At 51.9% G+C, this 11463-nt stretch carries 10 protein-coding genes and 1 tRNA gene; 4 read left to right on the top strand and 7 right to left on the bottom strand.

Annotation, left to right across the window (positions count from 1 at the left end):
• Positions 1-183: 183 nt before the first annotated feature.
• The gene (locus tag Q4E93_RS02500; RefSeq protein ID WP_303582507.1) at positions 184-666 is read right to left on the bottom strand and encodes a DUF4442 domain-containing protein; all 483 of its coding nucleotides are present in this window, start codon (positions 664-666) and stop codon (positions 184-186) included.
• A 4-nt stretch (positions 667-670) separates the two neighbouring features.
• A complete protein-coding gene (locus tag Q4E93_RS02495; protein ID WP_303582506.1) occupies positions 671-2308 on the bottom strand; it encodes a C1 family peptidase in 1638 nt (545 codons plus the stop codon).
• 149 nt (positions 2309-2457) lie between these two features.
• Between Q4E93_RS02495 and Q4E93_RS02490 the strand changes: the two genes are divergently transcribed.
• A complete protein-coding gene (locus tag Q4E93_RS02490) occupies positions 2458-2886 on the top strand; it encodes a VOC family protein (RefSeq protein ID WP_303582505.1) in 429 nt (142 codons plus the stop codon).
• On the opposite strand, the gene lysA is transcribed toward Q4E93_RS02490, so the two are convergent.
• The 3 genes from lysA to atpG form a co-directional block, all read right to left on the bottom strand.
• Positions 2883-4094: a diaminopimelate decarboxylase gene (lysA, locus tag Q4E93_RS02485; RefSeq protein WP_303582504.1), complete on the bottom strand. Its 1212-nt coding sequence runs from the start codon at positions 4092-4094 to the stop codon at positions 2883-2885. The genes Q4E93_RS02490 and lysA overlap by 4 nt on opposite strands.
• Positions 4095-4115: 21 nt before the next feature.
• Entirely contained in the window at positions 4116-5042 is a 927-nt protein-coding gene (gene scpB, locus Q4E93_RS02480) for an SMC-Scp complex subunit ScpB (RefSeq protein WP_303582503.1), read from the bottom strand.
• Positions 5043-5155: 113 nt separating this feature from the next.
• A complete protein-coding gene (gene atpG, locus Q4E93_RS02475) occupies positions 5156-6037 on the bottom strand; it encodes an ATP synthase F1 subunit gamma (protein ID WP_303582502.1) in 882 nt (293 codons plus the stop codon).
• A gap of 156 nt (positions 6038-6193) precedes the next feature.
• Between atpG and surE the strand changes: the two genes are divergently transcribed.
• Together surE and Q4E93_RS02465 are read left to right on the top strand one after the other, a co-directional pair.
• Positions 6194-7225 carry a 5'/3'-nucleotidase SurE gene (surE, locus tag Q4E93_RS02470; RefSeq protein ID WP_303582501.1) on the top strand — a complete coding sequence of 344 codons (1032 nt, stop codon included), beginning with the start codon at positions 6194-6196 and terminating at the stop codon, positions 7223-7225.
• Positions 7222-7515 (top strand): hypothetical protein, encoded by a 294-nt coding sequence (locus tag Q4E93_RS02465; RefSeq protein WP_303582500.1) that lies wholly within the window; start codon positions 7222-7224, stop codon positions 7513-7515. Before surE ends, Q4E93_RS02465 begins: the two co-directional genes overlap by 4 nt.
• A 114-nt stretch (positions 7516-7629) precedes the next feature.
• On the opposite strand, the gene Q4E93_RS02460 is transcribed toward Q4E93_RS02465, so the two are convergent.
• Positions 7630-10017, bottom strand: a complete 2388-nt coding sequence (locus tag Q4E93_RS02460) for an ABC transporter permease (protein ID WP_303582499.1) — start codon at positions 10015-10017, stop codon at positions 7630-7632.
• A 476-nt stretch (positions 10018-10493) separates the two neighbouring features.
• Between Q4E93_RS02460 and Q4E93_RS02455 the strand changes: the two genes are divergently transcribed.
• Positions 10494-10564: transfer RNA gene (locus tag Q4E93_RS02455), tRNA-Gln, on the top strand.
• Positions 10565-10817: 253 nt separating this feature from the next.
• Here Q4E93_RS02455 and Q4E93_RS02450 read toward each other — a convergent pair.
• Complete coding sequence (locus Q4E93_RS02450) at positions 10818-11375, bottom strand: ORF6N domain-containing protein (RefSeq protein ID WP_303582498.1); 558 nt, start codon at positions 11373-11375, stop codon at positions 10818-10820.
• Positions 11376-11463: the final 88 nt, after the last annotated feature.

Raw genomic sequence — 11463 nt, 5'->3', positions numbered from 1 at the left:
GAATATTCTCTATAATCAATTATATGTAATGTGCACATTTATTGATGGATGTGACAGAGAGGCCAGGGAGGTCCTGAGGTTCATCCGGCCTGGTTCAGGAGCTTTACGGAATTGTCGTGCTAATCGTTCAAGAGTTTACTCGCGGAAGTGTAGGTGTTTTTATTTATCAATCTAAGTGTTCCTTCAGGTTCCTCTCGTTTTAAATGACCAGGTGATAAAGAATTCGGCAATCACTTCCCCGGCTTCGTTAGAGCCTATGGAGCATGCCCGGACGGTGACGGCTTCGCCGGTGACAACCGCTTGTTCGATCGCCTTTCGTATCATCGATCCGTCGTTGCATACAAAGAGCGTGCGGCCTGCGGCTTTCTTGAAGTAGGCGGCCTCCGTTGCCACGACAAGCATGGACAGGGATGGCTTTCTGCCCTGGATATGGGCCATTGCCAGCACACCGGTGCTCATTTCCGCCGCCATGCTCAGGCAGGCGAAATAGGTGGAACGAAAAGGGTTTTTCGTGAACCATTTATAGGGAACGGTGACGGCGCAGCGGTCAGGGTCGGCATTCCGGATGCGGAGGCCTGCAAAAAAAGCGCTGGGTAGCCGGGAAAGGAGGAAGGCCTTGAATTTTACAGGATGGTTCACCACCCGGAAAAAGGATTGCTGCTCCATATAATTATTGTTTACTGATCTCCACCACCGTGGCAACCACCGCGGCTGTATCTATTCCTCCTTTCACGGAGAACTGCATATTACCCTTGGCAGAGCTCAGGAACCTGATATCCCGGAGCACTTTGCCGCCGAGGGCCGCGTTTACCCGGGCGCCATAGTCCTGGTTGGGGTTGGCGCTGATCTTTTTATTCAACTGATACCAGTCCAGGGGGCGCCGGCTCACGACAACAGCCATCTCATCGCGGGTGCCGATGCTATCGGGCATCATGCTCTTGTCTTTTGGAAAAAGCCTGTACCCTGTGATGCCACAGAAGGGCGAATATTTTGTTTTAGCAGGATTATCGTTACGGGGATAGGGAAACAGGGTATAGCTGGTGCCGTCTGTCTCTTTCCCGAAAACATAGACATAACATTCGGTGGAATTGTGCACTTCCATCTTGAAGCGCGTTCCTTTCTTTACGGGCGCGACGGTCTCGAAGATATTGCCATCCCTCGTCTGCAGGGGTATATAATCTCCGGGGACCGTTTTCTTTCCCTGGTAAGTCACCTGTACGAGACCGATCTCGCAGGCAAAGGGGGTGTTTGCGGCGGCGCCCACCTTGTCCATCGGCTCCAGCCCATAGGCTTCGCGTACAAACCGGCGGAAGTCACGATAACGCACCCAGGCAAAGCCGTTCCTGCCCCAGGAGGGGCCCCAGCTGTTCATGATATGGAAGGCGCCGCCATATTTTGTGTCGTCGTAACCCACCACGCACTGCGCATGACCGCCAAAGCCCATCATGCTGAGGTCTTCATCGGTGGGTTCCCAAAGGTCCTTCCCCATCATATCCTGCATATAAGTGCCGCCGACCATCATGCCGATGACGACGGGCGCGCCCTGGTTCAGGTTCTCTTTGATGGCCCGCAGATCGACCACATTGTTCCTGTCACCGGGTGTAAGGCGATTGAAGCCGCGCATGCGGTGCTGCCGCGCCTCTTCCAGCAGGCGGTCATCAGGCTGACGGGTGCAATCCTTATCGGTGTAGGGAAACTGATCGTATGCTACGGCTCCATTGTTCGTCATATACTCCATGGCCCGGATGATATAGGAGCCTTCGCAGCCTTCCAATCCTATCTGGTTGTAGAGAAATGCCGGACTATAGCGGAGGCTGTTGGGGTCCTGCCCTGTGCGGGCCGCCTCGGCGATGGTGCGGGCGCCATAAGCGCTGCTCCAGGCCACACAGCTGCCCTGGTGTCCCTGGTCCCCTACTCCGGGCGCAAATTGCTGTAGATCGGCATGTTCCGGCAGCGGGTTTTTTGTCGAGTCGTCTGAGAGGGATTCGTAGATATTGGCCCTTTCGAATTGCCGGGGATCGAGATAGCCGCCGGTGGACAGCTGTTGCGCCACATCGTGCAGGATGCCGCCGCCGCTCCCGCCATTGCAGCCCCCACGGCTTAGCAGGAAATACCCCCCTCCCAGAATGATGACCAGGAGGATAAGACCGCGGCCCCGGAACAGGCCCAGTAAGAGAAAAAGGATCCCAAATATTCCACCGCCACCGCCCCCTCCGCCGGGGAAGCCGCCGCCCCCTCCACTACCTCCGCCGTCATCACCGCTATCCTGATCCGGGTCCTGGGGGTCGTCTACCATCCTGATTGGCATATGGATACAATTTGATTGCTTAAATGTAATGAAATTTCGATGTATTGCACAAAGTCACGATCGCCCCCTGAGGTTGTCGAGAACACCCCGTGTCCTTCAGGCATGGGTGTAGTAGATTTGGACCATTCTATCATTTTAAAAACTACGCCATGGCTGAAATAAGCACTTATCTCACTTTTGCGGACAACTGTGAAGAAGCCTTCAATTTTTATAAGTCCGTATTCGGAGGCGAGTTCCATACATTGATGCGTTTTGGCGACTCTCCGGCCGAATACCAGGGCGCAGCAAGCGAGAAGAAAAAGGTCATGCACGTTTCCCTGCCCATTGGCGAGAAGACGATCCTGTTAGGCAGCGATACGCCCGATGCCATGGGTCCTGTAAATGTAGGGAATAACGTGTCTATTGCCATTCACCCCAACAGCAAAGAGGAAGCCGACAAGCTGTTCAATGGGCTTTCAGCGGGCGGACAGGTAACTATGCCGTTGGGCGATACTTTCTGGGGCGCCTATTTCGGCATGTTCACCGATAAATTCGGTATTCACTGGATGGTAAACTTTGACAAGGGACACCAGCGTTAAAGGATGATCTGGTTGCGCAGGAGGTCGTCAAAAGTATCCCTTCGACGGATGAGATGGGCCTCCCCTTCTTTCACCATCACTTCAGCGGGCTTGTAGCGGGAGTTGAAGTTGGAGGACATTTCGAACCCATAGGCGCCGGCGTTATGGAAGACGAGGTAATCGCCTTCGTGCACTTCGTTGATGGTGCGGTCCCAGGCGAAGGTATCGGTCTCGCAGATATTTCCGACCACCGAATATCTTTTAGGCGTGCCGTTGGGGTTGCTGATGTTCTCTATCCTGTGGTAGGCGTCATAGAACATGGGGCGGATGAGATGGTTGAAGCCGCTGTCCACGCTGACGAAGGTGGCGGCGTTCGTCTCCTTCATTACATTGACTTTGGTAATGAAATAGCCGCATTCGCTGACCATGAACTTGCCCGGCTCGAACCAGACTTCCAGGGGACGGCCGCCGGGGTTAGGATGGCTGGCGAACGCTTCTTCCACTTTGGCGGCCAGCAGCTGCATATCCGTCTCTACGTCACCGTCTTTGTAAGGTACTTTAAAGCCTCCGCCCAGATCGATGAACTGCAGCTCGCTGAACTTCGGTATGATGTCGAACAGTATCTCTATGCCTTTTACAAATACGTCCACGTCCTTGATCTCGCTGCCCGTGTGGATATGGAGATCGGCGATGTGAAGATTGTATTGTTGTACGATGTTCAGGACTTTATCGATCTGGTCGACAGGGATGCCGAACTTGCTCTTGTCATGACCGGTGGAGATCTTCAAATTTCCGCCTGCCATGATATTGGGGCGAAGGCGGATACCCACCGGATAGCTATGCCCATAATGCCGGCCGAATTTCTCCAGGTTGGACAGGCTGTCTATGTTGATGATCACACCCAGGCTTTGCGCTTCGATGATCTCTTCGAAGGCGATGCCATTGGAGGTGTAGAGGATGTTACCCGGGGAAAAGCCGGCCTGGATGGCCAGTTTTACTTCATTGATGGAACTGCAGTCGACATTGGCGCCGAGGCTGCAGATATATTTGAGGATGTTGATATTGGTGAGGGCTTTGCAGGCGTAAAAGAACCTGGGCCTGCTGCGGCTGAAAGCGGTGGTCAGCTTGTTGTATTGCTCTTTGATCTTCTCTGCGTGGTAGACGTATAAGGGAGTGCCGAATTGCTGTCCGAGGCTAACGAGGTATTCCGGTGATAAATGTTCTGACATGTACAGGTCTGATGAGGGTGTTTATTTCTTCTTGGGATCGTCGTCGGGATGGTCTTCGTCCTGATCTTCCGGGGTATCGGAGTCGTCGCTGTCGTCATAGCCGTCTTCGGGTTCCGTGCCTTGGGATCCGGAGTCTTCAGATTGAGTGTCCTCGGATTCAGTGTCTTCGGGTTCGATGTCGGAGGGTTCGATGTCGGAGGGTTCGTCAGGCTCAGCATGGTCAGGGGTCTCATCCGTGACCGTGACTTCTTCGATAATTTCTTCATGTATCAGCAGCTCGCCATTCTCCGTGACGATCAGCTGCGCCTTCTCGTCTTCCGTAAGTTCTTCGGACGCGGCTTCTTCCATGGGCAACAGCTCCTTGGGCGTATGGTTGATCAGGGTAGGTTCTACCAGGGTTTCTGCGAAAACTTCTTTCAACTTGGGCAGGTCGGCCGCGGAATTGATCCCGAAATAATCCATAAAGGTCTTGGAAGTGGAATAGACCAGGGGTTTGCCCGGCATATCTTCATTGCGACCCGAAATGATGATCAGTTCTTTTTCCAGCAGCTTCTGGATGGAGTAGTCGCTGCTGACGCCGCGGATGGCTTCTATCTCCCCTTTGGTAATGGGTTGTTTGTAGGCGACAATGGCCAGGGTTTCCAGGGCTGCCGAAGACAGCCGCTTGAGGAACTTCTCTCCGTTGAGCTGGGCCACCGTCTTGTGAAAGTCCTTTTTGGTTAGGAACTGCCAGCCGCCGCCGCTTTCTCTCACTTCGAAGGGATAGAATTCGGATGCATATTTTTCCCGGATGCCATCGATGGAAGTCTGGATCTGCTCCAGCGTCAGCTTTTCCTCCATAAAGCCAAAGGCATTGTTGATCAGCTCGGTGATCTCCATGGAGGTAAGCGGCTTGTCGCTGGCAAAGATCAGCGCTTCGATATGCGGGATGATGTTTCCGATTTCCATAACTTTTGAGCTGCAAGCTGCAAGCTTCAAGCTGCAAGCCTGAGCTTTTTTAGGTTAAACGAATCTATTTAAGAGCTTGTAGCTATCAGCTTGTAGCTTGTAGCTAAATACTGCTACCCCTGAAGGGCGGCAGCACCGCTGACGATCTCGGTCAGCTCGGTGGTGATAGCAGCCTGGCGAGCGCGGTTGTAAGAAAGGCGCAATGCTTTCAGCAGCTCGTTGGCGTTGTCGCTGGCCTTGTCCATGGCGGTCATGCGGGCGCCATGTTCGGATGCGTTGGCATCGAGAACGGCCTTGAAGAGCTGTGTGTTCAGGATCTTGGGCATCAGCTCTGCGATGAGCTCTTCCTTGCCGGGTTCGAAGATAAAGTCGTTATTGGCGGCGCCGGCCTTCTTTTCCACTTTGGGGATGGGGAGGAATTTTTCCACCACGAAGGTCTGGGTGGCGGCGTTCCTGAATTGGCTATAGACGATCTCTACGGCATCAAACTCCCTGTTTTCGAAGGCTTTGACGGCTGCCTGGGCAGCTGCTTGCACCCCTTCGAAGCTCAGATGGAGGAATATATCCTTATAGGTGTCTGAAACCTTAAAGTTATTTTTCGCGAAATGTTCGTACCCTTTCTTGCCGATGCTCCAGATGGTGACATTACCTTTCGCCGATTGGGTGGGGTATTTTTCACGAATGGTGGCTTTTGCCAGCTTGATCAGGTTGGCATTGTAGGCGCCTGCCAGTCCGCGGTCGCTGGTGATGACGATCAGCAGGACCTTTTCCACGGGACGTTCTACGGCGAGGCTGGAACCCAGATCCCCTTCACTGCTGCTGACGATGTTGCTGAGCAGCTCCTGGAGCTTTTGAGCATAGGGGCGCATCTGGATAATGGCGTCCTGGGCGCGGCGGAGCTTGGCCGCACTGACCATTTTCATCGCTTTGGTGATCTGCTGGGAGTTCTGGATGGATTTTATCCTGTTACGTACCTCTTTAAGTTGTCCTGCCATACAAGGAGTTTTTTTTGCACACGGGTTTTACCCGCTTAAAATCGGCTGCGAAGGTACTGCAAACAGCTGAAAATTCCAGTTTTGGTGGGAAAACGGTGGGAAAATCGGGTATTCGAGGAAAAGTAGAAAATAATGTGGATTTTTGTAGTTCAACCTATGACAAAGAAAAAAAATACTAACGAGAGCAAGGCGGTGAAGCAGCCGGACAGAAAGCCAAAGACTTCCGTAAACGAGAAATTGGGTACGACGGCGCGCAGCGGCAAGACGGGTGCAACGGGCATCATCCGGGACACGGGGCAAAACGGCATGGTGGACCTTAAGAGCGCCAGGGAACAAGCCGACGGCAAGCCTGCCAAAAAATCCGCCATGAAGACTGTCAAGGCGACCAGCAATGGAACGCCCTCCCCGAACGGGCGCAAAAAACTGCCCGTCATTCTTATCACCAATGACGACGGCATCAGCGCCCCCGGTATCCGCAACCTGGTCGATGCCGTGCGGGGTCTGGGGAAAATAGTCGTGGTGGCGCCCGATAAGCCACAATCGGGTATGGGTCATGCCATTACCATCGGCAATCCCCTGCGCCTCCACCCTATGCACCATCTTTTTGAAGGCGTGGAAGCCTGGCAATGTTCCGGAACCCCGGTGGACTGCGTCAAGCTGGCCGTGGATAAAGTGCTGCGTCGCAAACCGGACCTTTGTCTCAGCGGGATCAACCATGGCAGCAATCACTCCATCAATGTCATCTATTCGGGCACTATGTCGGCGGCCGTAGAGGCGGCCATTGAAAGCATTCCTTCGGTGGGTTTTTCCCTCCTGGACTACAGCGTGGAGGCGGATTTCACCGCCGCCCGCAAATATGTGCGGATCATCGTAGAAGAAATACTGGCGCACCCGTTGGATAAACACCTGATACTCAATGTAAATTTCCCTGCCATACCGGATTCGCTCATCAAGGGGATCAAGGTTTGCCGCCAGGCCTATGCGAAATATGAGGAGGACTTCCTGGAACGCCACGATCCTACGGGCAAGAAATACTATTGGCTGACGGGTAAATTCGTCAATTTCGATAAAGGACGGGATACGGATGTCTGGGCGCTGGAACACAATTATGTAAGCGTGGTTCCCGTGCAATTTGATATGACTAATTACGTTCTAAAAGGCAAACTCGAAAAAACGTGGAAATCGTGATCTTCAAAAAAGACAATCTCCGGTTGGGCGTCCTGCTTGGGCTGGTGGCTCCAATCATCAGCCTTATCATCTATTATTATGTGAAGTTCTCGTCCGTGACTATCCGGGAGTTTTTTTCCTTCCTGCACTCGCACCGGGACCAGATCACGGCGGTGTCGGTGCCTTGTCTGCTGCTGAATATTGCGCTATTCACCTATTATATCAATTCTCACCGGGATCAGACGGCCAAGGGGATCTTTGCCGCGACACTGATCTATGCGATACTGGCATTGTTATTTAAGTTTGTTTAAGGAAGGGCAGATCACTCGGTTCTCAGGCTTTTTATTTTGCGGGGTCGGTCTTTATTCAAATTTAGCCCTCCCCGCAAAACGGCTAATAATTGGCCTGTCGGCCGAAAAGCCTGATCACTCCGTTCTCAGGCTTTTCACTGGATTAGTGACCGCAGCCTTCACGGCCTGGAAACTCACGGTGAACAGGGCTATACATACTGCCAGGAAACCCGCCGTCGCAAAGACCCACCAGCCTATGTTCGTTCTATAGGCAAATCCCGACAACCATTTATCCATAAAATACCAGGCGAGGGGCGCCGCCACCAAAAATGAGATGACTACCAGTGCCATGAACTCCCTGGATAAAAGGTTTACGATCGTGCCCACGCTGGCGCCCAATACCTTCCTTATGCCTATCTCCTTTGTCCGCTGCATGGTGCTGTAGGATGCCAGCCCCAGCAATCCCAGGCAGGAGATAAAGATGGCCAGGATAGCGAAGTTCAGGAACAGTCTTCCAAACCTGTCCTCACTCCGGTACTGCTTGTCAAAGAATTCATCGAGGAAATAATAGCTGAAAGGTCTGTTGGGAATCAGGCTCTTCCATTTCGATTCTATCGATGCGATGGTAGCGGGTATGTCCCTGCCTCCGGTGAGCTCTACCGAGATCAGGCTACAGCCATCAGGCTCTATCCTGATACTGAGCGGCTTGATCACTTCCTGTAAGCTCCGGAAATGAAAGTCTTTCAGCACCCCGATGATGGTGCCTTTCCTCCCCCACTGGTCGAACTTCCTGCCTATGATCTGCCCGGGTTTGCTGTATCCGAACATCTTCATAGCCGCCTCGTTGACGATCATCGCCTGGGTGGTATCCGTCATGAAATCCCTGGAAAAGGCTCTCCCTGCCAGGATCTTCATTTTAAACTGGGGTATGTAATCGAAATCCACGAAATACAGGTCCAGGTTGGCGATCTGCATATCTCCTTTCACATTCTCTATCTGCGAATAAGCGCCGGGGTTCCCTCCTCCGGGCACGGAACCTGCCATCGACACCGACTTTACCCCGGGCAATCCGGCAATCGCCTGCTTAAGCGGGTCCCTGCCTTTGTCGCCATGCGTATCGAGGATCAGCTTCTGATCCTTTGTGAATCCCAGGTCTTCCGTGCGCATGTATTTCATCTGCGAGTATACGATGATGGTGCCGATGATGAGCGAGATGGAGATCGTAAACTGCGCCACGACCAGCCCTTTTCGCAACAGGATGCCTTTTGTTCCCGTGGTGAAGCGGCCTTTCAGCACCGTGATGGGCTGGAAGGAGGACAGTACCAGGGCCGGGTACGCACCGGCGAGTATTCCTATGGCGATGGCAACGCCAAACAGCATCAGCAGGTAGCTGCCATGCTCGAAAATGTTGTGGCCGATGATCTTTCCTGACAGCTGATTGAAGAGATGGAACAGCAGCGCCGAGAGGGCCACGGACAATATGAACGCTATCAGGCAAAGGATGACGCTCTCTCCGATGAACTGCCTGGCCAGCTGGCTCCTGGCCGCCCCTACTACCTTCCGTACCCCTACTTCCTTCGCCCTTTCCGCCGACCGTGCCGTGGTGAGATTGACGAAATTGAAACAGGCGATGAGCAGGATGAACACCGCAATGATGATAAAGGTATATACATTCTTTATGTTACCGGTCTTGCTGCCATCCCTGGTGGAATAGAGATAGACAGCCTTCAGGGGCTCCAGGAATAAGGTGGGAAACATCTGCATCTGCTTCATCTCTGTTCCGTTCATTTTGTCCAGGAATTTGGGCAGTCTGGCTTCCAGGGTCTTCGCATTGATGCCCGGCTTGAGCATGACATAAGTATTATTGCCATAGTTGCCCCACTGATCATCCAATTTGGGATTGAACTTCAGGGTACGCGTGGTCATGGAGACCAGCACGTCCGCCTTGATCGTGGAGTTTTCGGGCATGTCCTTCATGACTCCCGTGACCGTGGCATTGTGTCCATCGCTGGTGAGCTGTACCGTCTTTCCCAGCGGATCTTCCTTCCCGAAATATTTCTTAGCCGCGGTTTCGGTGAGTACGATGGTGAGCTGATCCCTTAGAGCTGTCTGCGGATTGCCTTTTATTAAGGGGAAATCAAATACCCGGAAAAAGCCTGAATCGGCATATAGTGTGTTGTCCTCCTGGAATTTTATGTCTTCTTTTCTTATCAGCAAGCTGGTGCCACTGATCCGGACGGCTTCTTCTATCTGGTCGGGGAATTCCTTTTGTACATGGGCGCCGACGGCCCAGGAAGGACCGCTGGCATTGATGGTCTCCGTGGGGGTCTTGATGTCGCAGACTACCCGGTAGATCCTGTCCCCTTTGGTATGGCTGCCGTCATAACCCAGTTCGAATTGAACGTAGAGGAAGATCAGGAAGAAGGCGGTCATTCCGACGGTGAGTCCCAGGATATTGATGAAGGAGAAGACGCGGTGGCGCCAGAGGTTGCGGAAGGCGATCTTGAGATAGTTTTTGATCATCTTTCGATTTTTTGGTTGTTTTTGTCCGGGTTGAGGGTTGGCTCAGGTGCCGGACGGGTTGGTTTGGTGTGGTGCCTTTGGTTGGATAAGGTTGTTGGTTCGATCAGATTGTTGGTTCCATTAGGTGCGAATAGTGTGCTGATTTTTTAAATTACTGGTTTTTAGCTGTTTATGGTTTTATCAGGTGACGGACTGACCGGTTTTGATACAATTGAATGGACGGTTTTGGATTTCAGGGTTGGGTAGGTACGGGTGGAAGGGTTGGGTAGGTACAGATGGAAGGGTCGGGTAGGTACGGCAGGATACGAACAATGTATGGCCCGGAATACCGTTATGGGGAGGTTCCGGTGTTCTTTAAGGTCGTTGGTCCGGAGGATATGTTGCAGGAGGGGTTGAAAGCTTGCAAAATCTTTTGGAACATGGTTTTACAGGATGTACATTTGCACTCCCTTTTACGGAATGGTAAGAGGTCGGATTGCCCGATAGTATAATGGTAGTACGACAGATTTTGGTTCTGTTTGTCTTGGTTCGAATCCAGGTCGGGCAACGAAGGCCCCGCACATCGTGCGGGGTTTTTGCATTTCAGGAGCGAGCCAAGCGAGCTTGGCTAAGCGGATGAATGCAAAAACCGATGAGCGGAGCGAATCGGGGCCTTTGGGTAATGCAAAGCGGGTGGATCAATCCCGGCATCCCGAAGGGTGACGGGGATAATCCAGTCGGGCAACACACAGCAAACCCCTTGAATGTCAAGGGGTTTATTATTTAATTTAATCAAATTGCGACTACGAGCTATCCAGCCGTTACTTTTTAAATCCTATTCTTTCCCGATCGTCCCATTTTTTTTCAGCCGCCTTTTCATCCAGTAGGTTTTCCATCGCATCATAAATATGGTTCAATTGCACATCATGTTCGCCCAATCTTTCTTTGATCTCCCGAAGTTGCTCTTTTAAATCACTTTGCTTGAATACAATCCGCCTGATTTCGACAAAAGCCCTCATAATAGCAATGTTCATTGATATTGCCTTATCAGAGTTCAGGACTCCACTTAGCATTGCCACCCCTTGTTCTGTAAATGCGTATGGCATGTACCTGGTTCCACCTCTACCTTTTGAGGTTTCATTCTGCAACCTCAAAGGGCGCCCTTTTTCTGAGGTTTCAATTTGAAACCTCAAACCATCAAATTCTTCTTTAGTAAGCTGAAACATGAAATCCGGGGGAAATCGCTTTGTATTACGCTTTACAGCCAGGTTCAAAGCCTTGGTTTCTGTCTCGTATAAGTCGGCCAAATCTCTGTCTAACATTACTCTTTCGCCCCTTATCTCGTATATACGGTTTTGAATACTTCGAATTATTTCCATAGAACTAAATTTATTAGTTCAAATATAACTCCCTGTATTTATCTCAAAAAAAGAAAATGGGGACAATTCCTAACATAATGCTTGGGCA

The organism is Flavitalea plasmicola, from assembly GCF_030546645.1.
In the GTDB taxonomy this organism is placed as follows: domain Bacteria; phylum Bacteroidota; class Bacteroidia; order Chitinophagales; family Chitinophagaceae; genus Puia.
The sequence above is the reverse complement of the archived record's forward strand: the minus strand, read 5'-3'. Positions and strand labels throughout refer to the sequence as shown.